This is a genomic window from Pseudomonas folii (assembly GCF_014357575.1).
Classification (GTDB): domain Bacteria; phylum Pseudomonadota; class Gammaproteobacteria; order Pseudomonadales; family Pseudomonadaceae; genus Aquipseudomonas; species Aquipseudomonas folii.
The window spans coordinates 1-26,169 of sequence record NZ_JACONW010000080.1; the positions used below are offsets into that span (position 1 = coordinate 1).

Sequence of the window (26,169 nt, forward strand, 5' to 3'; positions counted from 1 at the left end):
ATCGAATCGCGAGCAAGCTCACTCCTACAGGGTCCGTGTTTACTTAGCGACAGCGAATTGTCAGAAATTTTTCGAAGACTACCAGTCTAGCCTGCCAGAACGGTAGCGCTTCTTGCCGCATGGATATCAGCCATGAAGCGCTCGGCAGGCTGCGGATGGCCCAGCAAGTAACCCTGCAGAGCATCGCAACCGAGACGTGTCAGGAAACTCTGCTGACGGTCCGTTTCGATTCCTTCGGCGACAATTCGCAGGTTCAGGGCCTGTCCTACCGCAACGATAGCCGAGATGATCGCCGCATCGTCGCTGTCATGCTCAAGGTCGCGAACGAACCCGCGGTCAATCTTCAACTCGTTGGCAGGCAGTCGCTTGAGATACATCAGGCTCGAATAGCCCGTGCCGAAATCGTCAATGGACAGGTCAACGCCCATTTCCGACAATTTCTGTAATACGCTCATGCTCGCATCGGTGTCACTCATGGCGGTGGTTTCGGTGATTTCCAGGGTCAGGTTATTGGCTGGCAAGCTATGCAACTCCAGTGCTTTGGCAACCGTTTCCACCAGACTGGAATGACAAAACTGTAGCGTCGAGAGGTTTACCGCGACACGCCAGTGGCCGTAACCCATGTCTGCCCATATACGCATCTGGCGACAGGCTTCATCCAGCACCCACTCACCGATACTGACGATCAGCCCGGTCTTTTCGGCAAGCCCCATGAAAGCATCCGGCAACAGCAACCCCTTCTGCGGGTGATTCCAGCGCAACAGCGCTTCGGCCCCCACCGGCTCACCGCTGACGGCATCGAATTTGGGCTGATAGTAGAGACAGAAGTGCTTGTACTTGATGGCAACCCGCAGTTCCTGCAACAGCTCCAGTTGATTGCGCGCGTTGGTGTTCATGCTCGGATCAAAAAAGCTGTAGCCGTTTTTACCCGCCGCCTTGGCGTGATACATCGCGGCATCGGCGTTCATCAGCAGCTCTTCCTGAGTTTTCCCGCAGCCCGGATAAAGCGCGATGCCGATGCTGACTGACACCTGCAGCAGTTGATCGGCGATATGAAACGGCTGTGCAATCACGTCGACCTGACGAGCAGCGATGCACGGCGTATCGTGACTGTCCTCCACCTCCACCAGCAGCACGAACTCATCGCCACCTATACGCGCCAGAGTATCCCGACGATGCAGATTGGCCCGTAAACGCAGACCCACATCCCGCAACAGTTGATCGCCGACGTGATGACCAAAGGCGTCGTTGACGGGCTTGAAGCCATCCAGATCCATGAACATCAGGGCGAAACTACCGCCTTTGGCGTCAACACGCTGCATGGCCTCCTCGATGCGTTCAGCCAGCAACACCCGGTTCGGTAATCCGGTCAATGTGTCATGCAGGGCCAGATGCTTCAGCTCTCGGTTGACCTGGATCAGGGACTGGGACAGCTCCGCGGTCCTTGCCTCAAGCCTTGCGTCCAGTATCGACGTCAACATGGTGAAGGTCAGTATCGCCAGGCTTCCCACCAACACCAGCGAGAAAAGACCGGTGTAGTGAATGCCGTCAGCGAGTGCGCCGCAGTAGCTGCCTTCAGAAAAGCTCGCCGCCGCCATGCCGGTGTAATGCATGCCGACAATCGCCATACCCATCACCACTGCCGCTGCGCCACGGGCCAGGCGCACATGGGGCACCTGTCGGCGCAAGCGAAAGGCAATCCAGAGCGCCGCGGCCGAAGCGGCAACGGCAATGGCCAGCGAGGCCAGCACAGTGGCCGGATCGTAAGTGATTCCGGGGTACATACGCAGCGAGGCCATGCCGGTGTAGTGCATGGCACTGATGCCTGCGCCCATGAACAATGCACCCAGGCCCAGCACTGACAGAGGCAACTTCGGCTGGCTGACCAGCCATAGGGCAAATCCTGAAGACAGGACCGCAATCAGCAGGGAAAGAGACGTGATGGGAAGATCGAAGGCCAGCTCTATCGGCAGGTCAAAAGCGAGCATGCCAATAAAGTGCATGGACCAGATACCGACACCCATGGAGCAGGCACCGCCGACCATCCAGAAGGCAGCTGCCCGACCTTTTGCGGACGCGATTCGCCCGGCAAGATCAAGTGCGGTGTAGGAAGCGAGGATAGCGACGAAAACTGAAACCAGAACCAACGACGAGGAATAACTGCCAATCAGCATGGATGACCGCGACCTGGATAAATGAGCGTATCCATGCCCAGTCAAAAACCCGATTCTACCTTGTGTTCAGTGGGTTGTGGCGGTCACCCGTCGAAAATATGGCGCATAGCCATCAATTGAAAAGCTCGACGTGACTTTTCTGGTGGGAGATTCTATGTTGGCCTGCAAACTGATTGACGACGTGGGACCGGCTTTGGCCGGGAAGGCGGTATTTCTGCAGATGACGATCCAGCGTCTGTCCCGGCCTCTTCCCGGCTAAAGCCGGTCCCACGTCATCAGTGATTCCTGTGTGCCCGCGATAAGGACAGCGTAGATATCAAGCCAATCGCATCCAGCTTTATCTCGAGGAAGCTCTGTTCCCACAAAGGTGATGCGATCTCAACTTGCGGGCAAACATAGAATCTCCCACAGCTTGATCACATTCCAGTCCACGCGCTCTATGAATCACCAGAGCGAAATCAGTCCCTTAATCCTTATCCGCCTGCATATCCAGACCGCGCTGGGCATCCCAACCACCGCCCAGTGCAGCGATCAGTTGAACACTGGCAATCAGACGGCTTTGCAGCAAGGTCAACACGCTGCGCTCATTGCTCAGGGCGGTGGCCTGGACGTTGACCACGTCCAGATAGCCGATGAGGCCAGCCTTGTACTGATTGCTGGTCAGGCGCAGGGATTCACGGGCGGCATCCAGCGCCTCGGCGCGCACACTGGCTTCGTCTTCGTAGACTTTCAGTTGGACCAGGTAATTTTCCACCTCCTGAAAACCCGTCAGGACAGTCTGCCGATACTGCGCAACCGTCTGGTCGTACACCGCTTCGGTACGGTCCACTTCTGCCGAACGCTGACCGCCGTCGAACAGCGTCATCGCCAGTTGCGGGCCCACCGACCAGAAACGATTGGGCAAGCTGATCCAGTTGGAGAATGTACTGCTGCTGTAGCCGCCGCTCATGCTCAGGGTGAGATCCGGGTAATACGCCGCCTTGGCGATACCGATGTTGGCGTTGGCCGCCATCACCGAACGCTCGGCCGCTGCGATATCCGGGCGACGCTCAAGCAACTGCGATGGCAACTCCAGAGGAATTTCCGGCAACGCCGGTATCGACGTGCTGGCCGCCAGATTGAAATCCGCCGGAGCCTGGCCCATCAACACGGCAATCGCGTTCTCGAACTGCGCACGCTGCCAGACCAGATCGATCAAATCAGCCTGAGTACTTTTCAGCTGGGTTTGCGCCTGAGCCACAGAATCACGCCCGGAGATTCCGGCGCGGTATTGATTCTGGGTCAGCGTCAACGAGCGCTGATACGCTTCGACAGTGGCCTCCAGCAGGCGCTTTTGCTCGTCAATCACCCGCAGTTGCAGGTAGTTCTGCACCAGCTCTGACTGCAGGCTCAGCCGCATGGCAGCGAGGTCGCCAAGACTGGCCTGGGCACTGGCAGTATCGGCTTCCAGTCCGCGGCGCAACTTGCCCCAGATATCGGCTTCCCAGCTCACTCCCAATTGAGTGTTGTAAGTGTCACGAATACCGCTGCTGGAACTGCTCAGACTCGAACTACTGCTGCCCGCGCCCTGGCTTGAACGGGTTTTGCCAGCGGACAGATCGAGGGTCGGAAAGAACGCCCCGCGAGAACTGCGAACCAGCGCCTTGGCCTGGCGATATTGAGCCTCGTACTGGGCGACGGTCTGGTTGGAGCTGTTGAGTTTTTCGACCAACCCATTGAGCTGCGTGTCGCCGTAGATCTCCCACCAGGCACCCCGCGCAATCGCATCACTGGGCGCCGCCTGGGTCCAGCCTTCAGCCGCTTTGAACTGAGCAGGCGTCGTCATTTCAGGCTTCTGATAGTCAGGCCCGACCGCGCAGGCACTCAATAGCGCAGCGCACAACGCCAGGGACAGCGTGCGTGCAGGCCGTTTTTTGAAGGGCTTGATCTTCTGTACGGTCATAGCGGAGTTTCCAGAGCGGCATCGGTGCGCACGCCACGCCATTTATTGAAACGATGGCGTAAACGGTCGAGATAGAGGTAAACCACCGGGGTGGTGTAAAGGGTCAGGACCTGGCTGAACACCAGACCGCCAATGATGCACAGACCCAATGGGCGGCGCATTTCGGCGCCATCCGCTGTACTCAACAGCAGCGGCAAGGCACCGAGTATGGCTGCCATGGTCGTCATCAGAATAGGTCGTAGGCGCTGCAGGCACGCAGCGCGAATCGACGCCTCGGGAGTCATGCCACTGTCGCGCTCAAGTTGCAGCGCGAGGTCGATCATCATGATCGCGTTTTTCTTCACGACCCCGATCAGCAGGAACAGGCCCAGCAGCGAAATCAGGCTGAATTGCGAACCCAGCACGTAAATGCTCAGCAAGGCCCCTACCCCGGCCGACGGTAGCGTGGACAGAATCGTCAGCGGATGGATGTAGCTTTCATACAGGATACCCAGCACCAGATACACCGCCAGCAAGGCCCCGAGAATCATCCAGGGCTGGCTTTTCTGGGTCGCGGCGAACGCATCGGCAGTACCGGCCATCTTCGCAATGACGTCCGAAGGCAGGCCGACCCCGGCGACAGCGCGCTCAATGGCAACTGTGGCCTGATCAAGGCTGTAGCCTTCTGCCAGATCGAATGAAATGTTCTCCGAGGCAAATTGCCCGTCATGGGAAACCGTGTCGTCAGCGAGGCTGCGGTCATAGCGTGCGATGCTGGACAGCGGTACACGATTGCCGTCCGCAGTAATCACCTGAACCTGTTCAAGGGTCGCCGGGTCCTGAGCAAACCGGGGATTGACCTCCATTACCACTTTGTACTGGTTGAGGCTGTCGTAAATCGTCGACACCTGACGCTGGCTGTAAGCGTTGTTGAGCACAGCGGTGACCATGTCCATGTCGATCCCCAGACGTTTGGCGGCGTCGCGGTCCACGTGCAACGTGACCTGTTGAGCACCGCGCCCTTCCCGCGCATCGATGGCCGTCAGCTCCGGCAGGGATTTGAGCGCCGTAACCACTTTCGGATACCACTCACGCAACGCGTTCAGGTCGCCGCTTTGTAGAATGTATTGATAGGCCGACGTGGTCTGCTCGCGGCCGCCGCCCAGTTGCAGGTCCTGATCAGGGGCAAGAAACACCCGCCCGCCCGGCACCTTGGGCATTTCCTTGCGGATACGTTCCACGACCTGTTCAGCGCTGAGTTTGCGTTCGGATATGGGCTTGAGACGCACCAGCATGAAGGCGTTGTTGGTGCCGTTGGTACCACCGATAAAACCTGCCACCGTATCTACAGCCGGATCGGCAAGTATCGCGTCGCGGAATATTTCCATCTTCGGCTGCATGACCGTGAACGACAGACCGTCATCGCCCCGCACAAAGCCCATCAGTTGCCCGGTGTCCTGAGTCGGCAGGAATGTCTTGGGCACCACCACGTACAGCGCAACGTTGACCACCACGGTGACCAGCAGACTGAGCAGCGTCAGACGCCGATGACGCATCACCCAGCCGAGACTGCGGTCGTAACCTGCCACCATGCGGTCGTTGACCCGGTTGCTCCAGCGTTGCAGCCTGTTCTCGCTGCCCGGCACATGTGGCTTGAGCCAGCGCGCGCAAAGCATAGGTGTCAATGTCAGGGAGACCACCAGCGAGACAATGATCGATGCCGAGAGCGTGATGGAGAACTCGCGGAACAGGCTTTCCACCAACCCGCCCATGAACAGAATCGAGATGAACACCGCCACCAGCGACACGTTCATGGCCAACAGCGTGAAGCCCACTTCCTTGGCACCGAGATACGCCGCCTGCATCGGCGCGACACCTTTGTCGATGTGTCGGGAAATGTTTTCCAGGACCACAATGGCGTCATCGACCACCAGCCCGGTGGCGAGAATCAGCGCCATCAGCGACAGGTTATTCAGGGAAAAGCCGTACAGGTACATGATCGCGAAGGTGCCCACCAACGACACGGGCACCGCCAGGGTCGGGATCAGCGAGGCCCGGAAGTTACCGAGAAACAGGTAAACCACGAGAATCACCAGGATCACTGCGATCAACAGCGTCATTTCTGCTTCGTGCAGCGTCGCCTTGATGACCGGCGAGCGATCCATCGCCAGCTTCAGCGTGGCGCTGGCGGGCAATACAGCCTCAAGGGCCGGCAATTGCGCCTTGATCTGCGCCACGGTTTCAATAATGTTGGCCCCCGCCTGCCGGTTGATGACCAGCAGCACCGCAGGTTTTTTATTGAAGAAGCCTGAGTTGTAGCGGTTCTCCACGCCATCGCTGACCTTGGCGACGTCCTTGAGTCGCAAGGCGGCGCCATCCTGATAACGGATGATCAGCGCCTCATAATCCGAGGCTTTTTCAAGTTGATCGTTGGCCTGAACCTGCCAGTTATACCGGGAGTTTTCTACTGCGCCCTTCGGACGCCGGACGTTGGCGCCGTTGACCGCCGTGCGCACCTCATCCAGCGACACACCGTACTGATCGAGCAATTGCGGCTCAAGTTCGATACGTACCGCAGGCAATGAGCTCCCGCCGATCTGTACTTCACCCACACCGCTGACCTGGGACAGGCTTTGGGAAAGGATCGTCGACGCAAGGTCATACAGCTCGCCCTTCTCCAGCACATCGGACGTCAGGGACAGGACTATGATCGGGGCCTGGGACGGGTTGACCTTCTTGTAGGTCGGCATGCTGCGCATACCGCTGGGCAGCAGATTGCGCGAGGCATTGATCGCCGCCTGCACCTCTCGCGCAGCGCCGTTGATGTCGCGGTCCAGGTCGAATTGCAGAATGACCCGCGTGGAGCCCTGGCTCGATCGACTGCTCATGGTGTTGATGCCGGCAATCGAACCCAGCGAACGCTCAAGCGGCGTCGCGACACTGGATGCCATGATCTCGGGGCTGGCCCCCGGCAAGCTGGCGGACACCACGATGACCGGGAAATCCATGTTCGGCAGTGGCGCCACGGGCAGCAAACCAAAGCTGACGCCCCCCAGCAGCATGATCGCCAGGCTCAGCAGCATGGTTGCGACCGGCCTGCGTATGAAAGGACCGGACAGGTTCATGCGTCCGCCTGCTCCAGACGCGCATCGGCATCCGGTTTCCGGCCCCAACGGCGCCCCATTCGGTCGAAGTACAGGTAAATCACCGGCGTCGTAAACAGGGTCAATACCTGGCTCAATATCAAGCCGCCGACCATCACCAGACCCAAGGGTTGACGCAGCTCAGCGCCAGAACCGCTCGCCAGCATCAGCGGCACAGCGCCAAACAACGCCGCCATGGTGGTCATCAGAATCGGGCGGAAGCGCAGCAAAGCCGCCTCATAGATCGCTGTTTCAGGATCCACGCCACGGTTGCGCTCTGCGTCGAGGGCGAAGTCGATCATCATGATGGCGTTTTTCTTGACGATACCGATCAACAGGATGATGCCAATGATCGCAATCATGCCCAGATCGTTGCCACTGATCAGCAGAGCCAGCAACGCTCCCACCGCCGCTGACGGCAGGGTTGAAAGAATAGTGATCGGATGGATGTAACTCTCGTAAAGCACGCCCAGCACGATGTACATGGTCACGACGGCCGCGAGGATCAACAGCAAGGTGCTGGACAACGAAGCCTGGAAGGCCTGAGCCGCGCCCTGGAATTCGGTCTGCACGCCAATCGGCATGCCGATGTCCTTCTCGACCTGCTGAATGATCTCTACAGCCGCACCCAGTGCAACATCCGGTGCCAGGTTGAAAGACATCATGACTGCCGGGAACTGGCCCAGATGCGTTATCGCCAGTTGCGCCTGACGTTGTTCGACATGCGCCAGGCTCGACAGCTTGACCTGCGCGCCGTCGGTGGTCTTGACGTGAATCTGCTCCAGCGCCTGAGGCCCCAACTCACTGGCCGTTGCCGCCTGCAAAACCACCCGGTACTGGCTGGCCTGCGTGTAGATCGTCGAAATCTGCCGTTGACCAAACGCGTCATACAACGCATCGGTGATATTCGCCACGGTCACGCCCACACGACTCGCCGCATCACGATCGATCGCCAGATAGACCTGTAACCCCTTGTCCTGCAAGTCACTGGCCACATCGGTCAGCTCCGGACGTTTGCTCAAGGCATCCACCAGTCGTCCGCTCCACAGGCTAAGCATTTCGGCGTCCGGAGATGACATGCTGAACTGGTACTGGGTACGACTGACCCGATCCTCGATGGTCAGGTCCTGAACAGGCTGCAGGAACAGGCGAATGCCGGACAGCTTGTCCAGTTGCGGCTGCAAGCGCTGAATGATCTCGGTTGCGGTGACATCCCGATCGCTGTGGGACTTCAGGTTAATCAGCAGACGCCCGCTGTTCAGCGTCGCATTATCGCCATCCACACCAATGTAGGACGAAAGACTCGCCACGTCGGGGTCTTGCAGAATGATCTTCGCCAGTGACTGCTGTCGCTCGCTCATGGCGGCGAAGGAAATCGATTGCGGTGCCTCGGAAATCCCCTGAATCACGCCGGTGTCCTGTACCGGGAAGAACCCCTTGGGTACGACCAGGTAAAGGAAAACGGTCAATGCCAGCGTAGCGATCGCCACCAGCAACGTCAGCGGTTGGTGCTTGAGCACCCAGCGCAACTTGTTGCCGTACGCTTCAACCAGCCAGTCCAGCCAAGCGCCGCTGGCGCGGTAGAATCGGCTTTGCTCTGCTTCCCTGGGTTCACGTTTGAGCAAACGCGCGCACATCATCGGCGTCAGGGTCAGCGATACGACCAGCGATATGAGAATTGCCACCGCCAGGGTGATCGCAAATTCGCGGAATAACCGCCCCACGACATCAGCCATGAACAACAGCGGTATCAAGACGGCAATCAGAGAGATCGTCAGCGATACCAGCGTAAAGCCAATCTGCTTCGCGCCCTTTAGCGCCGCCTGCATCGGTGATTCACCCTCTTCGATATGCCGCGAGATGTTTTCCAGCATGACGATGGCGTCATCGACCACGAAACCGGTGGCGATGGTCATGGCCATCAACGTCAGGTTGTTGACCGAAAAACCCGCCAGGTACATCACCCCGAAGGTGCCCACCAACGACAGCGGCACGGCAATCGACGGAATAATCGTAGCGCTGAAGCGACGCAGAAAGAGGAACGTTACCAACACCACCAACACGATGGCGATAAGCAATTCATGCTGCACGTCTTTGACCGAGGCCCGAATCGTCTGGGTACGATCCGTCAGTACCGCCACGTCGAGGCCGGCAGGCAGGTTATCGGTGATGCTCGGCAGCAGCGCCTTGATACGATCCACGACCTCGATAACGTTGGCACCCGGCTGGCGCTGAATGTTGAGCAACACCGCCTGATTCTCGTTGGCCCAGGCCGCGAGACGCTCGTTCTCGGCACCATCGACGATTTCCGCGACATCCTTGAGGCGCAGGGGCGCGCCGTTGCTGTAGGCCAGAATCAGATTGGCGTATTCCTCGGGAGACTTGAGCTGATCGTTGGCGTCGAGCATCGAGACCCGGGTCGGACCGTCGAAGTTACCCTTGGGCTGATTGACGTTGGACGCACCGATCAAGGTGCGCACATCCTCAAGGTTCAGGCCATTGGCAGCCAGTGCCTCGGGGTTGACCTTGATCCGGACGGCCTGACGCTGACCACCGGCAATGCTGACCATGCCGACGCCGCTGATCTGGGAGATCTTTTGCGCCATGCGCGTGTCGACCAGATCGTTGAGCTTGGGCAACAACATGGTCTTGGACGTAATGGCCAGAGTCAGCACCGGCGTATCGGCCGGGTTCACCTTGTTGTAGACCGGAGGCGCCGGTAAATCCGTCGGCAGAAGATTGGTCGCGGCGTTGATTGCAGCCTGTACCGACTGCTCGGCTACATCCATGTTCAGGTCGAGGCTGAATCGCAGGGTAATCACCGACGCCCCACCGGAACTGGTGGACGCCATCTGGCTCAGCCCCGGCATCTGCCCGAACTGGCGCTCGAGTGGCGCGGTGACGGCACTGGTCATCACTTGCGGACTGGCGCCCGGGTATAACGTCATGACCCGGATGGTCGGGTAATCGACTTGCGGCAGTGCAGAAACAGGCAGCAACTTGTACGCGATCAAACCGGCCAGAACGATGGCGAGCATGCTCAGAGTCGTTGCGACCGGCCGCAGGATGAACAGTCTGGAGATGTTCATGCGCGTGTGCTTTCCGCCTTGCCAACCGACGCCGACTCATCAGTGCTCTTGCCCGGTTTACCCTGCAGTTGCTGGCCTGGGGTCGTCGGGACATCCTTGCTGTCGCTGACCACTTCTACCGTGGCGCCATCGCGCAGGCGGTCTGTGCCCTCCAGCACGACACGATCCCCCGCTGCCAGCCCCTCGCTGACCACTGTCAGTTGCTCGTTATTGGCGCCGGTTTTGAGCGTGCGAATCTTGACTTTGTTTTCACCGTCCATCGCGTACACGAAGGTGCCGTTGGTGCCAAACTGGATCGCAGCGGTAGGCACCAGCACAGCCTGCTTGAGGGTGTCGGCCAACAGATGCACATTGACGAACTGGTTAGGGAAAAGCACTTCATTCTGATTTTCGAAGCGGGCTTTGAACTTCAGCGTTCCGGTGGCCACATCGATCTGGTTATCAAGACTCGCCAGCACGCCCTGAGCCTGCTGCTTCAAGTCACCACGATCCCAGGCCTCCACGGGCAGCTTGTCGCCACTGCGATAGCGGGTAATCACCGTCGAAAGGTCTTTCTCGGGCAGTGTGAAAGCGACGGTAATGGGTTTGGTCTGGGTGATGATCACCAGCGCCGTGGTGTCGTTGGCCGCCACCAGATTGCCGACGTCCAGTTGCTTGAGGCCGATACGCCCGGCGATCGGGGCACGAATGCGAGTGAATTCAAGATTGAGTCTGGCATCGCCCACTGCTGCCTGATTGGTCTTGATTGTGCCCTGATACTGATTGACCAGCGACTCGGCGGTATCCAGCGTCTGCTTGGCGATACTGTCTTCAGCGTACAGGCCGCGATAGCGCTGCACGTCCAGTTGGGCGTTTTTCAGCAGAGCCTGATTGGTCGCCAGCGTACCTTCCGCCTGCTGCAGGGCTATCTGGTAACTGCGTGGATCGATCTCGGCCAGCAAGTCCCCGGCCTTGACCATTTGCCCTTCCTGGAAATTGATCTTGACCAGCTCACCCGCCACCCGGCTGCGCACGTTGATGGTGTTCATCGCCGTCACGGTGCCCAGGGCCTTGTAGTAAATCGGGAAATCGCCCAGAACCGCCGGAGCCACGCGAACCGGCACGGGAATAGTAGAACCACCGAAGCCAGGACGCGCCGCGCCACTTTCGGCCGTACCGCCTGATTTGCGGTGTGCCCCCTCTTTGCTCGGCGCAGATGCAGGCCACAACCACCAGCACAAGCCGACGATAATCAACAGGACCAACAGGCTGATGAGCCAGCGACGGGAACTACGGGGGCCAGACGATTGCATGAATAAATCAACCATTGCGGATGGGGCTTTTCAGGAGGCTGAACAATAAGCACAGATGCGTGACAAGCAAAGCGCCTTTACCGGCAATTTACCTTGTCCTTACTTTTGTTAAACAGCTGAAGCGTAAACGAAAACGGCCTGAACATGTTCAGGCCGTCCAGGTATTGCCAAGTGTTACTTCAATACGGCCAATGCGGCGTCGTAGTCAGGTTCCTGACCGATTTCCGGAACCAGTTCGCTGTGCAGCACTTTATCGTTTTCATCCAGCACAACGACAGCACGAGTGGTCAGACCGACCATCGGCCCATCAGCGATGGCAACACCATAGTTTTCCATGAACTCACCGCCACGCAGGGTGGAGAGGTTTTTCACGTTTTCCAGACCCTCGGCACCGCAAAAGCGCGCCTGGGCAAACGGCAGATCAGCAGAAATGCACAGCACCACGGTGTTGGTCAGGTCATTGGCCTGGGCGTTGAACTTGCGTACGGAAGTCGCGCAGGTCGGCGTGTCGACGCTTGGGAAGATGTTCAGCACTTTGCGCTTGCCGGCAAAGTCAGCCAGGGTCACGTCAGCCAGATCACCGCCTACCAGCGAAAAGGCCGGGGCCGCAGCACCGACTTTCGGCAGTTCGCCATTGATTTGGACAGGGTTGCCTCTGCGAGTCACTTGAGCCATGAACTGAGTCCTTTTTCCACGGGTTGATTAGACGGAGAAGTTAACCATGAAAGTGTTGATCGACCTAGAGCGTAGATGGATGAAGTGTGGGGGCTTTCATTTACCCACGTCAGTTTTCAAGTCCAGCAGGTGCGGACGCCTTCAAAAATCCCGTTTATAGAAAATATCCAGCGAACTGGCCAGACCGCTTGCAGCTTCCAGGTAGACCTTTTTGCTCAACATGTAGCGCAAGGCAATGGTGTTGGCAGGTTCGAATACCCCGACCCCGTAACGCAAGCTGAGCTTGTCGGTGATTTTGCCGCTGGCGACCACGTTGGTTTTTTCCCCGGAACCGGAGGTATCCAGCTCGAAATCCCGAATACCCAGGTCTTTGGCCAGTTTGCCGGTGGTCGATTCGCTGCCAGCCAGCCCCAGTGCCAAGGCAGCCTGGGCCATCATGTTGCTGTCTTCACCGGTGTTGTTCAACGGCCTTCCCAGCACCAGATAGGACAATGCCTGCTCCTGACTCATGGCGGGTTCGGAGAACACCGTCGTGGTCGGTTGCTCGGCACTGCCCGATAACCGGATGCCAGCAACAACATCGTCTGTCTGCCGAATCGCTTCGACATCCAGATACGGCTGATCGATTGGCCCGGCAAACAACAGCCGCGCCTTGCGAATCGTCAACCGCTGGCCATAGGCACGGTATCGGCCATTGTTCAGGTTAAGTTCGCCTCGGGTGTCCAGGTTGTCTCCGATGTGCACCCGGCCTGCGAGGTCAGCCGTCAACCCAAAGCCGGTAAAGCTCAGTTTTTCCTGTCCCACCTGAACATCGATATCCATGGCCATCGCCAACGGCGGCTCGCCCTCCTCCGTTTGCTGCCCAACAATCACTGTGTCGCCTGACAACTTGACCGTGGAAGGCGGTAGCTCACGAACGGTTATCGTCCCTTGGGGAATCAACACTTTGCCAGAGATACCCAAGCGACCGCCCTGCATCGAGATTTTCAAATCCGGCGCGGCTTCGAGTCTGGCGTAGGGTTCAACCGTGATTGGCAGACGGGAGCCCTTGAGGCTCAAATCGACCACCAGCGCCTGACTCCAGCCAATCTGCCCGGTTAGACGTCCCTCTCCGGTATCGCCACTTTTCCAGTGACCGTCGAGCTGAACGTTTTCTCCGGCGATCTGCGCCTGAATCTGCACATCCTGCAGGCTTATCGGCAGCTCTGGCCCGGAGACTTCGCCACCGCTGAGGACGACGCTGCCGTTCACTTGCGGGGCCAAAAGCCCGCCGGACAAACGTCCGCTGCCGTTCAATCGCCCATTGAGCTTCTGCACCATGGGCACGAATGGGCGGGCAATGGACAGGTCAAGCCCGCTCAGGTTGAAGTCGCCGCTCAAGGTCTTGTTCTGCGCCAACGGATCAATGCGGGCATTTACCTGCAAAGCCCCAAGTTTTCCGCCACGGAAATCCAGACGACTGTCGATCAGTTTCGGGGTCAGTTTGCTGGTCAGAACCAGACTCTCGTAAGGAAAGTCCAGCCACTGATCCTTCTCCTTGACACGCAAGGTTCCGCCGTTGGCGTTCACCGTAATTTGTCCGTTAGGGCCTGCAGCTGGCACATCGAGCTGCACGTCAGCGTTCAGCGAACCTTTCCAGGCAAAGTCTTTCGGAAGCCACTGGGCCAGACTGTCGAGAGGAAAATTCTTCAAGTGATAACGCAGACGCGGTTCGGGCATGAGACGCTGATCTTCACCACACAGACTGGCCATGCCAGAAAGCCAGCAATGCGCACCAAAGTTCACCTTGCCGTCAGCCAGGCGCTCCAGCTTGGCCGGTTGCTGCAATTGCCAGCGTTGCCCACCTGTCTGCACATCGCCGCTGGAAAGTCGCCCGCGCCAGTTGCCCTTGTCGAGGTTGCCATCCAGACCCAGCGCCAGCTTGAGCAACGGTCCCTGCAAGTCGAGCTTCATCTGCTGGCGTTTGATATCACCCTGAGCATCCACGACCAGCGTACCCAGTTGCTTGTCGCCTGCCTGAATACCGCTGCCTTTGATATCGACATTGGCGCGCTGGGCATTGTCGAGTCTGGCATTTACGTTCAGCGCTTTCAGTTGATTGCCTTCAAAAGCCAATTGAGAGCCCTGCATGCCCAGTTGGCCTTGAGGCGCTTTCAACGTTCCGGCCACATCAAGACGGCCTTTGACCTGCCCTTGCAGCCCCGGCCATAGCTGCCCCAGCCGAGGCAGGTTGATATCCAGTTGAGCCAGCAGACGCTGCTGCAGGCTGCCATTGCCCTGAATGCGGTTATCCCCTAGACGCACTTCAAGCGCGCCGACATTCCACTTGTCACCCGCGCCATCGGCTTTGACCTGCAAAACCGCAGGCTGACCACGCAGACGGCCCTTCAGGTCCAGATCCGCGTTCAGGCTCAACTGTTCGTTTCTGAGCTGCCCTTTACTGCGCAGCGGTCCGGCCAAAGTCCCTGGCATCTGCGCGACCCAATAAGCAGGGTCAATCGCGCTCAGGTCCAGCGCGGTATCCCAGCCGATGCCATCGGCAAATTGCAGGTTGAGATGCCCGGTGGCCTTACCCTGCCCCGCGACCATTTCCAACTGCGGCAGGAATATCTGGGTCAAATCACCACTGAAAGGACTTACCAGGCTGAATGCACCTGCCGGACCGTCCACATTGGCACTGAAATTCCCCAGATATTTACCGTCGGTGTAAGAGACTTCCCCGACGAACTTGCGCAGCGCTACCTGCGGCTCTTCGATCAGCGGATACAAACGATGCCAGGGGAAATCACGCCAATCGAGCTTCGCATCGGCACGGAACTCATGCTCCCAGCTCAACGCACCGTTGAGACTCAGGCGCTGATCTGCGCTGGCATTCAAGTCAAGGGCCTCGATCACTGCCCCCTTGGCGTCAACGCGCCCCTTGAGTGCCAGAGCAACAGGGCCTTGCTCGGCGGGAAGGCTGGCCGAGCCCTGTAGCTGATAACCCTTCTGAAGATCACCCTTCGCATCCAGCAGCAACTGATTGAGTTGCAGGGTGTCCGGCAGCGAGTCCGCCGCTTTGAACGGGTCGGCACTGATCCTTAACTGTGCGGGCAGATTGTCCGCGAGAGGTTGCAATTCGCCTTCCAGCAAACCCTGCAGATAGCCACTGCTGATGCCCTTGAGCTGCAGGGTTTTGAGAAGGTCGCCCTGTATATCCAGATTGAGTGCCCAGGCGCGACCATCGATGTCCGGCAGTTTTACCAGTCCGGTGGCGGACAGGGGCCAATCCCCAGAAGGCTGAAGCAGCCCAGCCAGGTCCAGCACCAGATCATCTCGACGCGCATGCACGTTATCCAGCCGCAAACCTTCGGCGGTCCAGTGCGCCGCCATTTCCAGGTCAGCGACCTGTTCGCTGCCATCCAGCAACAGACTGCCGATACGTACATCACCCAGACGAATTGCCAGAGGCAGTTTCAGATCAGGTAACTGCAAAGGTTCATTTTGCGCTGCGTCACTACCGGGGGCCAGTTGCAGGCGAATCTGATCAGCATTCAGCCGATCGATACACAGGGTCATCTTCAGCAAGCACCCAGGGGACCAGTCCAGCAGCGGCTTGTCGATTTCGACGCGGGTGGCGCCTTGTTGCCACAGCAAGTGATCAGCCTCCCATTGTCCGCCCAGATGACCGTTGAAGTTTTGCAGTTGTAAACCCGGCACACGTGCCAGCGCCCATCGGCTCCCGGTTTCAGTACCCAGCAGCCCCCACAGACTGACAAACACCAGCAGGACAATAGCGACCAGTAGCAACCCCAGAGCTTTCAGCGAACGTTGCCAGTTGAACGGCTTCATAGCTCAGGCCCCATGGAAAAGTGCAGCCGAACGCCGCCGTCATCGTCCAGTGCGTGGGCCAGATCCAGGCGCAACGGGCCTACCGGTGAAACCCAGCGCACACCAATGCCCACACCGGTCTTGAGGCTCGGCAATTCCAGAGTATCGAAAGAGTTACCCTGATCGACGAAGGTCGCGACTCGCCATTTCTCGGCGATGGAGTATTGGTACTCAACACTACCCGCCACCATGTAGCGACCACCAATACGGTCACCGTCCGAGTTTTCCGGTGAAAGTGTCTGATAGTCATAACCGCGAACGCTTTGATCACCACCCGCAAAAAAGCGCAGGGACGGCGGTATCGATTTATAGCCATTGGTGGCATTGCCGCCAAACTGCACGCGGGCGAGGAAGCGGTGATTATCCCAAAGCGTGGTCAGGCCCTTGAGCAACACGTTGCCATGCAGAAGGTTCGAATCGGACATCAGTCCTTCCTTGGCGACTTGAGCATCGAACTGCAGGCGATAGCCGTTGTGCGGATCAATTCGGTTGTCGCTGCGCAGATAGGAATAGCTGACGCCCGGCATCAGCAGCGTACTGAGCCCCGAATCGTCACCCAGTCGATACTCCTCGCGCTGCCACTTCAATGAAACCACTCGCTCCCAACCGCTGGGTAATTTGCTGTGCCATTCCGGGCCGACCGTGAGCAGCTTGCTCAAAGTGTCGGTCCCGGCGATCTCTTCGTACTGATAGCCGCCTGCAAAGCGCAGCTTGTCAGTCAGCGGTGGGTCCAGCGGAATGTCGTACCAAAGCCCGACGTTCTGACGCGGTGCAGACAACTCACTTTCGATGCCGTAGCTGTGGCCTTGGGGATTGACCCAGTGCCGGGTCCAGTTGGCCTTGCCCCGCGGTCCGACGTCCGTTGAATAACCCAGCCCCAGGCCCATTGTGCGCGGTTTACGTGTCTCCAGCTGGACAGTGACAGGAATCTCTTGCCCCACAGCGGCGGTCGGCGCGGCATCCACACGCACGCCCTCGAAATAACCACTGGTTTGCATCGCCTGATTCAGTTCGGCAATCAGTTCGGAATCGTAAGGCGTATTTTCCTTGAACGGCACCATGCGCTTCAGCAAGTCGTCATCAAAAGGCGCGTCACCACTGAAGCTGACTTTGCCCAGCGAATAGCGCGGACCGCTGTCGTAAACCAGATCGATGTCGGCGATACCTGCCGCAGGGTCTATCGAAAGACGCTGCTGGACAAAACGCCCGGAGAAGAAACCGTAGCGAGACGCCTGATTCAGGATCAGGCGCTTGGCGTCTTCATAATGACCATGATTCAGCACGGCACCACTTTTCAGCGCATCACCGTCGGGAACCCGGAATGCCTTCAGTGACGCGGCCTCGCCCTCAATGCGTATGGTGACATTGCGCAGATGAATGGGCTCACCCGGCTGAACCGAGATAACCAGCTGTGGCTGGTTATCTCGGCCAGTCTTCACTTCGCTGGCGATCTTCGCCTGGTAATAGCCCAACGCCTGCGCTGCCCGCTGCGCCTGCTCTTCGGCGCCCATACTGAAATGCTGCAGGCTGTCGGCATCACGCACGCCGGGACTGCCCACATAGCCTTCAATGTTGGCTTTGAGCGCGGAATTGGCAGGTGTGACCCTCACATCCAGCCGCGCTTCAGCGAACGCCGCAACGCTGGATACACCAAGAATCAAACCGCTGGTAAACATTGCAAGAAACTTCATGGCGCGAATGCTAACACGAGCAACGGCTATCACTGGAACACGCCAAGCAGTTGAAATTTCATGGGTTTACGCCATCGCTTGCAGCGAAACCTGCGGATTTGGGTGGAAAAATACATGTTCGCGGACGGGTCCTACAGCCACTTCACCGATTTCCTCGTAGCCCTGTCGCTTAAAGAACTCAAGATATCGCGCATTTCCCGTATCGAGGACGATGCCCTGGGAGTTTTCATCTTCGGCGCACCAATTATGTACAGCCTGCAACAGTTGCTCACCAAGCTGTTCACTTTGAAATTCTGGATGAATTCCGAGCAGAGGTAATACATGCACCGACTCTGAAGGCAGGCACGCCAGGACTGCGTTGTAGTATTCGAGGTAACGGCGCGTGCAGTTGAAGCCGGCGCTGAGCACCATACGCAGGCGCCACGCCCAGCTTTCAGTAATACCCAGACGTCGCTGCGGGGGCGCGATGAGCGCTGCACCGACCAATCGGTCGTCAATGAAGAGACCAATGGCAGGCAGTTGCTGAAGAAAGTGTTGTTTGACCAGTGCCCGGATTGTGGCACGCACGCGCTGGTCAAAGCCGCTGCGTTCAGCATTGAACAGGTAGGCGAAACTCGGTTCGTGGCGATAGGCGAGGTAGAGCAGCGAGCGGGTTTCCCTCGAGTAACCGCTGTCGAGCTGACGCACTTCAGCCACGATGGCAGACGATTCTGGCATGGAACAACCTCTCATTAACGGCGCAGCTCGAACGGCAGCGCTCCATTGCTACAAAGGTTCGAGTCATGGCTCGCAGCCACAGTTCCAATATCCTTTGGGGATGCCTCTTTCGGCTTAGGTGGGCGTGCGTTTTTATTGCTTGATTCTTGTGTACATATCCGTTGTATCGGTCATGGCTTCTATTGGTTGCGCCCTTACGGCGCGTCACTTTTGATTCCGGAAGCCGGCCCAGCCAAAAGTAACCAATAGGCTTTTGCCCCACCACTGGGTGCCTCGCCTAGGCTCGGTATGCCCGTAATCCGACATTGCTGCGTGGGGCCGCCGCCACCGGCCATCCATGGCCTGAGGCGGCTAACCCGGCATCCCTGCCGCCCCTTCATTTAACAAGAGCCCCCACACAGCAATGTCGAATTCCGGCCGGCGTGATTTGACGGGGCGCTTAAGATCAAAATCAAAAGCAGATCAAAAACAACGGTTTCACCCCGGAACGGTAGGAGCGAACTTGTTCGCGAGACGTCAGCACATCCAACACAAGCCTCGTCTGACACACCGCTTCGCAGCCTTCGGCAGCTCCTACAGAAAGTCGGTAAGTTCACACAACCAGGTCGGCTGTCAGGCCGCCGCGCTTTTGATCTTGGGCGCCCCGTTAAACCACGCTGGCCGAACGCAGATTCTGAAGCGTGGGGCGCTCTTGAGTTGAAGAGTGGCAAGGATGCCGGGTTTGCTTACTTTTGTCTGGGCCGGCTTCCGGATTTCAAAAGTGAGGCGCTGTAAAAGCGCAACCAATATCAGCCCTGACCGCGATAACGGATATGTACACCCAATGACCCAAAGACGTGTGTAGAACTCCACGCTGAGTTCCCACCTCCCACTGGAGATGAAACGCCATGTCAGCTAGCATCGCTTTTTTGTATTTGCCAGGACTGCCTGCCCATGAAAATCGTTTCATTCAATATCAACGGGCTTCGCGCCCGCCCTCATCAGTTGGCAGCACTGATCGAAAAACACCAGCCCGACGTCATTGGCCTGCAGGAAACAAAAGTCTCGGACGAGCAATTTCCTCAGGCCGATATCGAAGCGCTGGGCTATCACGTGCACTTTCATGGCCAGAAAGGCCACTACGGCGTTGCCCTGCTCTCTCGCAAAATGCCACTGGCGATGCACAAAGGCTTCGAGACAGATGATGAGGAATCGCAAAAACGCTTCATCTGGGGCACGTTTGCTGACGACAACGGACAACCAATTACCATCATGAACGGCTACTTCCCACAGGGAGAAAGCCGTGATCATCCGACCAAGTTTCCCGCCAAGCAGCGTTTCTACAACGACCTTCAGGCGCTGCTGGAAACCCGCTTCAGCAACGATCAGCCGCTTATTGTCATGGGCGACGTGAACATCTCTCCGGAAGACAGCGACATCGGCATTGGTCCGGACAACGCCAAGCGTTGGCTGAAAACCGGTAAATGCAGCTTTCTGCCCGAAGAACGGGAGTGGATGGCGCGCTTGAAGAACTGGGGGCTGGTCGACAGCTTTCGCCACCTGCATCCGGAAGTCATCGACCAATTCAGCTGGTTCGACTACCGCAGCCGCGGTTTCGAAGATCAACCCAAGCGTGGTCTGCGCATCGACCTGATCATGGCGTCCAATGGGTTGCAGCCTCGCATCAAGGCAGGCGGAGTGGATTATGAACTGCGCGGCATGGAGAAGCCCTCGGACCATGCGCCAATCTGGCTTGAGTTGAGTTGAGTTGAGTTGAGTTGAATCTGAATCGTGGGACCGGCTTTAGCCGGGAAGAGGCCGGTATATCCGCTGCATGTGCGGCATCTGACAGACAGTCTTCCCGGCTAAAGCCGGTCCCACGTCTCAATGCCCCTGCATGAACCCAACTGTCATCTTCCCGTAACCAATCCGACTTAATCTCCCGACTCTTTCCTTATATTCAAGGTGCCGCACATGCTGCGCGCTGTGTCTTTGCTGGCCGCCCTCGTCTTGCTGGCGTTTGACGCGACAGCCAGTCTTCCCTCATCCACCCGCAACGATCCGGTACTGCGCATTCATGGCTCCAACACCATCGACGCGCAATTGGGCCCGGCACTGGTTGAAGGACTCATGCGCAAACAAGGCCTGCATGACGTGCGTACCGAAGCTGGCCCTGCGGTCAACGAACTGCGGGTCGTCGGTACAACCTCTGACGGCAAACAGCTCAAGGTCGAGATCGCTGCTCATGGCTCCGGCACTGGATTCAGCGCACTCAAGGCCGGGAAAGCGGACATCGCCGCGTCATCACGCCCCATCAAGGAAAAGGAAATCCAAGACCTGGCAGGGGTCGCCAACCTGAAAAGCCCGGGCGCCGAGCAAGTCATCGCCATCGATGGCGTCGCAGTCATCCTGCACCCCGGCAACCCCATACGGGAATTGACCACAGAGCAATTGGCCCGTGTGTTCGCCGGGGAAATCCGTAATTGGCAGGAATTGGGTGGCAAGGATGGGGAAATCCATCTTTATGCTCGCGACGAACAATCAGGCACCTTCGAGACCTTCAAGGAGCTGGTCCTGCTCAAGTACAGCAAGACACTCGCCGCCTTTGCGAAGCGCTTTGAGTCCAGCGAGCAACTCTCCGATGAAGTCAGCCAGGATCGTAACGGTATCGGCTTTATAGGGCTGCCCTATGTCCGTCACGCAAAAGCAGTCGCAATAGCTGATGGCGAGTCGCGACCGATGTTGCCGACGGTGAGCCTGATTGCCACCGAGGATTACCCGTTATCGCGGCGTCTGTACCTTTATCTGCCGGTCGAAGCTCATCAGCCCTGGGCTGCCGCGCTGGTGGAATTTGCCCAGAGTGCGGAGGGTCAGGCAGTCGTCGCGCAGAACGGCTTCGTGGCGCAGACGGTACAGACCATCAAGGTTCAGGCCACGGCGCAGATGCCAGGTGAATACCAGAGGCTGACGCGAGAAGCGGAGCGCTTGTCAGTCAATTTCCGGTTTGCCCAAGGCAGCGCCAGGCTGGATAACAAGGCCTTGCTGGACGTGCAACGGGTCGCGGATTACCTGAAACAGCATGACAAGCTCGATCAGCGTGTAACCCTGGTCGGATTTGGCGATGCCAAAAGCGATCCCCAGCGCGCGCAGTTGCTCTCCCGATTGCGCGCCATGGCGGTTCGGCGGGAATTGATGAAAAGCAATATCACCCTGCGGGAAGTGGTCGGTTTCGGTGACGAAATGCCCGTGGCTGCCAATGATCTTGACGACGGGCGTATCAAGAACCGGCGGGTTGAAGTCTGGGTGGATTGATGGGGGGCCCGTAACTGACCGGTTCTCTATGGAACATTTATTTCCGCCTGCAAGCTTGATCGCGTGCTTTTGACCTTGCAGGACCGGCTTTAGACGGGAGGGCAGTATGACTGGCGAAGGCGATTCAGCGAATGCCCGAACGCCCTCCTGGCTAAAGCCGGTCCTACGCAGGCATACGGGGCGTCCCTGAAGACTCCAGCTCGGCTATCCTCCCGCATATAAGAAAAAGCAGGAAAAGGAGGCACCGTGAACCCGCCATCCGAAGATGAGCCCCAAGAACCTCAAGACGCCAAGCCACCGACGTTCTGGCAAATGCTGCACAGCGTGCTGGCCGCTGCTTTTGGTGTGCAAGGCGGTAGAAATCGGGAGCGGGACTTTACTCGCGGTAAACCGATGCATTTCGCAATCATCGGGTTGGCGTTCACCCTCCTCCTTACAGGGCTATTGTTCGGCGCCGTGCAACTGATCCTGTACTTCGCTTTGAGCTGAAGACGCTGGCGAGTGAAGGGCATCACTCGACAAAAACGAATAGCCTGTTCCAGCCGGTTTGCCCTCCAGGCTCAAGGCCCGGAAATCGACGCCGTAATCATCCCGCTGGCTGTCGATACGGATCTGTTTCAGATCACTGATACGCACTTCTTTCATGACTCGGGCCAGGCGAGCACCGACGCGCTTGCGAGTGGCCGGATCACTGGCGTCGTAATCGTGCAACAGGACGATGGCAAGCCCACCCAGCATGAAGTGCCCACCGGCCAATGCGCTGATACGCCCATCCCGAAGAGCGTCCAGAGACTGCGGCGACCAGTTGATTGAGCTGAACAACACGCTTTTGCCAGGTTCCCGGCCGGTTGCGCGCGCGGCATCCATAGCGCCGAATGCCATCTGATCATTCGCTGCCCAGACTAGACTGATATGCGGGTACCGCTTGAACAGCATCAACGCTTGCTCATAAGCCCGGTCGCGTCGCCATCCGCCCAGGACGATCTGCCTCAGACGGATTTCAGGGTGCTCGGCCAGCGCACGGTGCAAGCCCTGCTCGCGCTTCAAGGAAACCGGCGTGGTGTTGGTGCCCGCGAATGCGAGCATTTCTACCGGTTCGACTGCACCTGTCGACGGATGCAAGCCGATCAGGCGTTTGGCAGTCAGATAACCGCCCTCCTCGTCGTCACCGACCAGGCTACCGATAAAGTTTGGATAGCGTTGCGGCAGGTCGCCGAGAATACGCAACTGGTCGGCGGTCAAGGTGTTGTTGACAGCGAAAAGCTTTACGTCGCTGCCTTGGGACAAGCGAAGAATCTCAGGGGCGATATTGAGTTCATTCGAGAACAGGAGATAATCCGGGCGATTTGCGCCCTGCAAAGCGTCCCGCGCCAATTCAACCAGTTTTCGAGTGTCCCGGTTGCTGTAGCGTACCGTAAGACTCATGTCGAGCCGGGTTGCCGCAGCCTGCATGAAGCGCGCGTAAGTTGACCAATAGCCGTCCGATGACGGTCCGGGGCTCAGAAATACCACTGATGCGGCGCTGGCTGAGTTCAGCCAGCACCCTAAAGCAACGGCGAGCACGCGGCAGTAAAATCGGGTCATACCAACAAGCCTTGATTAGTAGTCAAAGATCAATTTGAAGACCTTTGATTAGCTATCGGCCGCGGACCCGACTGTCTGCACCGTTAATTGGCGCTCATGGCGTTTATTGATGGCTGACCCAGAATATTGCTGCGCCCACGACGAGGATAATAATGAAGAAGATAGCCCAGGCGTCGACATGGCTATCTTTCCTGGACACTTTCGGGTGATGGCTCATACACATTGCCTCTTGTCTGTTTTATTAGTGGCAGCACGGATCAAACAATGAGTCTTCGGTCATTTCAGTTCAAACTCAACCCTAGTAAAGCCGAGGGATGCCCTTACCACAAGCAGGGTTAAGCGCGTCAGACCGGATGCTTATCACCTTTAGCTATTTGCATATATGCAAACGCCACTTTTGCGCATATCCGCAAACTGGTATCTTCCCCCGGCTCCGTAGGGAGTGCGCGGCCGTGCGCGCAGATTTGCTGTGGTAATTGCCTGAGAACAGGACCTATATGTACGTATACGACGAGTACGACCAGCGGATCATCGAGGACCGCGTAAAGCAGTTCCGTGATCAGACCCGACGCTACCTCGCGGGAGAACTCAGCGAAGAAGAGTTTCGCCCGCTGCGCCTGCAGAATGGCCTCTATATCCAGCGTTTTGCGCCAATGCTGCGCGTGGCTGTGCCTTACGGCCAGCTGACGTCACGCCAGGCACGGATGATGGCGAAAATCGCTCGCGATTATGACAAGGGCTACGCGCACATCAGCACACGGCAGAACGTTCAGTTCAACTGGCCCGCGCTGGAAGATATCCCGGACATCCTGGCTGAGCTGGCGACGGTGCAAATGCACGCCATTCAGACCAGCGGCAACTGCCTGCGCAATGTCACCACCGATCAGTTCGCCGGCGTAGCGGCTGACGAGTTGGTTGACCCGCGTCCATGGTGCGAAATTGTCCGTCAGTGGACTACGTTCCACCCGGAATTTGCCTACCTGCCGCGTAAATTCAAGATCGCGATCAACGGTTCAACCAGTGACCGCGCCGCCATCGAAGTTCACGATATTGGCCTGGAGCCGATTCGTAACGATGCGGGCGAGCTTGGCTTCCGTGTTCTGGTTGGCGGTGGTCTTGGCCGTACACCAGTCGTTGGCGCCTTTATCAACGAATTCCTGCCGTGGCAGGACCTGTTGAGCTATCTCGACGCCATCCTGCGGGTTTACAACCGCTATGGCCGTCGTGACAACAAGTACAAGGCGCGGATCAAGATTCTGGTCAAAGCACTGACTCCAGAGGTCTTCGCCGAAAAAGTTGAAGCCGAGATGGCTCACCTTCGTGGCGGCCAGACCACATTGACCGAGGCGGAAGTGCAGCGTGTTTCCAGGCATTTCGTCGATCCGGAATACAAAGCGCTGGCAGATTTCAGCGCAGAACTGGCGAAACTGGATCAGGATCATCCCGGCTTTGCCCGCTGGCGTACGCGCAACACCCTGGCCCACAAGAAGCCGGGCTATGTTGCCGTTACCCTGTCGCTCAAGCCTACCGGTGTTGCACCGGGCGACCTGACTGACAAGCAACTCGATGGTGTCGCCGATCTGGCCGATCGTTACAGCTTTGGCCAACTGCGTACCTCTCACGAGCAGAATATTATTCTTGCCGACGTCGAGCAGGCTCAACTGTTCACGCTGTGGCAGGAATTGCGCGAGCAAGGCTTCGCCACCCCTAACGTGGGCTTGCTGACCGACATCATCTGCTGCCCTGGCGGCGATTTCTGCTCGCTGGCCAACGCCAAGTCGATCCCGATTGCCGAATCCATCCAGCGCCGTTTCGACGATCTGGATTACCTGTTCGACATCGGCGAGCTGGACCTGAACATTTCCGGTTGCATGAACGCATGCGGTCACCACCATGTCGGCCATATCGGCATTCTGGGCGTGGACAAGAAAGGCGAAGAGTTCTACCAGGTCTCCCTGGGTGGCAGCGCAAGTCGTGACGCCAGCCTGGGCAAGATCCTCGGTCCTTCCTTCGCCCAGGACGCCATGCCGGACGTGATCGAAAAGCTGATCGACGTTTACGTTGAAAAACGTAACGAAGACGAGCGTTTTATCGACACTTACCAGCGTATCGGCATCGACCCTTTCAAGGAGCGCGTCTATGCAGCGAATCATTAAGAACAACGAAGTCATTGATGAAACCTGGCACTTGCTGCCCAAGGAAACGTCGTTTGATGAGTTGTCCAACTGCGACGACCTGATCGTTCCTCTATCGCTATGGCGCGAGCACGGCCATGCCCTGGCTGCCCGTGACGGCGGCCTGGGTGTCTGGCTGGACAGCGATGAAGAAGCTGAAGAAATCGGTGCAGATGTCGACAAATTCCAGGTCATTGCCCTGAATTTTCCCGCCTTCACCGACGGCCGCAGTTACTCCAACGCTCGCCTGCTGCGGGATCGTTATGGCTACAAGGGTGAGTTGCGCGCCATCGGCGACGTACTGCGTGATCAACTGTTCTACCTGCATCGCTGCGGCTTCGATGCATTCGCGATCCGCGCTGACAAAGACCCCTACGAAGCCCTCGAAGGCTTGAAGGACTTTTCGGTGACCTATCAGGCCGCAACTGACGAGCCGCTGCCGTTGTTCCGCAGACGTTAAGTCGTTCGGTGTCAGAGAAAGCCCAGGTCTGGATCTCCAGCCTGGGCTTTTTAAATACAGCTGATTAATGGGAGTCTGTAGTGCCTGC

General features: G+C 57.9%; 15 protein-coding genes. 5 read left to right on the forward strand and 10 right to left on the reverse strand.

All coding sequences use genetic code 11. From position 1 onward, the window contains the following. Positions 1-86: 86 nt before the first annotated feature. The 9 genes from H8S59_RS16500 to H8S59_RS16540 form a co-directional block, all read right to left on the reverse strand. Positions 87-2,174 carry a putative bifunctional diguanylate cyclase/phosphodiesterase gene (locus H8S59_RS16500; protein ID WP_187522125.1) on the reverse strand — a complete coding sequence of 696 codons (2,088 nt, stop codon included), beginning with the start codon at positions 2,172-2,174 and terminating at the stop codon, positions 87-89. Positions 2,175-2,640: 466 nt separating this feature from the next. Then, positions 2,641-4,116, reverse strand: coding sequence for an efflux transporter outer membrane subunit (locus H8S59_RS16505; RefSeq protein WP_095093914.1), 1,476 nt, complete (start codon positions 4,114-4,116; stop codon positions 2,641-2,643). Beyond that, complete coding sequence (locus tag H8S59_RS16510; protein WP_187522126.1) at positions 4,113-7,220, reverse strand: efflux RND transporter permease subunit; 3,108 nt, start codon at positions 7,218-7,220, stop codon at positions 4,113-4,115. Before H8S59_RS16510 ends, H8S59_RS16505 begins: the two co-directional genes overlap by 4 nt. Then, on the reverse strand, positions 7,217-10,327 hold the full coding sequence (locus tag H8S59_RS16515; RefSeq protein ID WP_187522127.1) for an MdtB/MuxB family multidrug efflux RND transporter permease subunit: 3,111 nt from the start codon (positions 10,325-10,327) through the stop codon (positions 7,217-7,219). The genes H8S59_RS16510 and H8S59_RS16515 overlap by 4 nt, the downstream gene beginning before the upstream one ends. Then, positions 10,324-11,634, reverse strand: a complete 1,311-nt coding sequence (locus H8S59_RS16520; RefSeq protein ID WP_187522128.1) for an MdtA/MuxA family multidrug efflux RND transporter periplasmic adaptor subunit — start codon at positions 11,632-11,634, stop codon at positions 10,324-10,326. The genes H8S59_RS16515 and H8S59_RS16520 overlap by 4 nt, the downstream gene beginning before the upstream one ends. A gap of 159 nt (positions 11,635-11,793) precedes the next feature. Next, positions 11,794-12,294 (reverse strand): thiol peroxidase, encoded by a 501-nt coding sequence (gene tpx, locus H8S59_RS16525; RefSeq protein ID WP_095093918.1) that lies wholly within the window; start codon positions 12,292-12,294, stop codon positions 11,794-11,796. A 141-nt stretch (positions 12,295-12,435) separates the two neighbouring features. After that, the gene (locus tag H8S59_RS16530) at positions 12,436-16,125 is read right to left on the reverse strand and encodes a translocation/assembly module TamB domain-containing protein (protein ID WP_187522129.1); all 3,690 of its coding nucleotides are present in this window, start codon (positions 16,123-16,125) and stop codon (positions 12,436-12,438) included. Further along, positions 16,122-17,855, reverse strand: a complete 1,734-nt coding sequence (locus H8S59_RS16535; RefSeq protein ID WP_187522130.1) for an autotransporter assembly complex protein TamA — start codon at positions 17,853-17,855, stop codon at positions 16,122-16,124. The genes H8S59_RS16530 and H8S59_RS16535 overlap by 4 nt, the downstream gene beginning before the upstream one ends. A 66-nt stretch (positions 17,856-17,921) precedes the next feature. Then, positions 17,922-18,572, reverse strand: a complete 651-nt coding sequence (locus H8S59_RS16540; RefSeq protein ID WP_187522131.1) for a GNAT family N-acetyltransferase — start codon at positions 18,570-18,572, stop codon at positions 17,922-17,924. A gap of 933 nt (positions 18,573-19,505) precedes the next feature. Here H8S59_RS16540 and xthA point away from each other — a divergent pair. From xthA to H8S59_RS16555, 3 genes are all read left to right on the forward strand, one after another. Further along, positions 19,506-20,318, forward strand: coding sequence for an exodeoxyribonuclease III (gene xthA / locus H8S59_RS16545; protein WP_095093922.1), 813 nt, complete (start codon positions 19,506-19,508; stop codon positions 20,316-20,318). Between the two features lie 207 nt (positions 20,319-20,525). Then, entirely contained in the window at positions 20,526-21,863 is a 1,338-nt protein-coding gene (locus tag H8S59_RS16550; RefSeq protein ID WP_187522132.1) for a substrate-binding domain-containing protein, read from the forward strand. 312 nt (positions 21,864-22,175) lie between these two features. Further along, positions 22,176-22,352, forward strand: a complete 177-nt coding sequence (locus H8S59_RS16555; protein WP_187522135.1) for a DUF2970 domain-containing protein — start codon at positions 22,176-22,178, stop codon at positions 22,350-22,352. On the opposite strand, the gene H8S59_RS16560 is transcribed toward H8S59_RS16555, so the two are convergent. Further along, positions 22,305-23,447 carry an ABC transporter substrate-binding protein gene (locus tag H8S59_RS16560; protein ID WP_187522133.1) on the reverse strand — a complete coding sequence of 381 codons (1,143 nt, stop codon included), beginning with the start codon at positions 23,445-23,447 and terminating at the stop codon, positions 22,305-22,307. The two genes, H8S59_RS16555 and H8S59_RS16560, sit on opposite strands and share 48 nt — an antisense overlap. Positions 23,448-23,944: 497 nt before the next feature. On the opposite strand from H8S59_RS16560, the gene H8S59_RS16565 reads away from it, so the two are divergent. Together H8S59_RS16565 and H8S59_RS16570 are read left to right on the forward strand one after the other, a co-directional pair. After that, entirely contained in the window at positions 23,945-25,603 is a 1,659-nt protein-coding gene (locus tag H8S59_RS16565) for a nitrite/sulfite reductase (RefSeq protein WP_187522134.1), read from the forward strand. Further along, a complete protein-coding gene (locus H8S59_RS16570; protein WP_027902228.1) occupies positions 25,587-26,081 on the forward strand; it encodes a DUF934 domain-containing protein in 495 nt (164 codons plus the stop codon). Before H8S59_RS16565 ends, H8S59_RS16570 begins: the two co-directional genes overlap by 17 nt. Positions 26,082-26,169: the final 88 nt, after the last annotated feature.

Bases quoted from the DNA above. Each gene is read 5' to 3' on its own strand.
- H8S59_RS16500 (WP_187522125.1), bottom strand. From the start codon at position 2,174: ATGCTGATTGGCAGTTATTCCTCGTCGTTGGTTCTGGTTTCAGTTTTC.
- H8S59_RS16505 (WP_095093914.1), bottom strand. From the start codon at position 4,116: ATGACCGTACAGAAGATCAAGCCCTTCAAAAAACGGCCTGCACGCACG.
- H8S59_RS16510 (WP_187522126.1), bottom strand. From the start codon at position 7,220: ATGAACCTGTCCGGTCCTTTCATACGCAGGCCGGTCGCAACCATGCTG.
- H8S59_RS16515 (WP_187522127.1), bottom strand. From the start codon at position 10,327: ATGAACATCTCCAGACTGTTCATCCTGCGGCCGGTCGCAACGACTCTG.
- H8S59_RS16520 (WP_187522128.1), bottom strand. From the start codon at position 11,634: ATGGTTGATTTATTCATGCAATCGTCTGGCCCCCGTAGTTCCCGTCGC.
- tpx (WP_095093918.1), bottom strand. From the start codon at position 12,294: ATGGCTCAAGTGACTCGCAGAGGCAACCCTGTCCAAATCAATGGCGAA.
- H8S59_RS16530 (WP_187522129.1), bottom strand. From the start codon at position 16,125: ATGAAGCCGTTCAACTGGCAACGTTCGCTGAAAGCTCTGGGGTTGCTA.
- H8S59_RS16535 (WP_187522130.1), bottom strand. From the start codon at position 17,855: ATGAAGTTTCTTGCAATGTTTACCAGCGGTTTGATTCTTGGTGTATCC.
- H8S59_RS16540 (WP_187522131.1), bottom strand. From the start codon at position 18,572: ATGCCAGAATCGTCTGCCATCGTGGCTGAAGTGCGTCAGCTCGACAGC.
- xthA (WP_095093922.1), top strand. From the start codon at position 19,506: ATGAAAATCGTTTCATTCAATATCAACGGGCTTCGCGCCCGCCCTCAT.
- H8S59_RS16550 (WP_187522132.1), top strand. From the start codon at position 20,526: ATGCTGCGCGCTGTGTCTTTGCTGGCCGCCCTCGTCTTGCTGGCGTTT.
- H8S59_RS16555 (WP_187522135.1), top strand. From the start codon at position 22,176: ATGCTGCACAGCGTGCTGGCCGCTGCTTTTGGTGTGCAAGGCGGTAGA.
- H8S59_RS16560 (WP_187522133.1), bottom strand. From the start codon at position 23,447: ATGACCCGATTTTACTGCCGCGTGCTCGCCGTTGCTTTAGGGTGCTGG.
- H8S59_RS16565 (WP_187522134.1), top strand. From the start codon at position 23,945: ATGTACGTATACGACGAGTACGACCAGCGGATCATCGAGGACCGCGTA.
- H8S59_RS16570 (WP_027902228.1), top strand. From the start codon at position 25,587: ATGCAGCGAATCATTAAGAACAACGAAGTCATTGATGAAACCTGGCAC.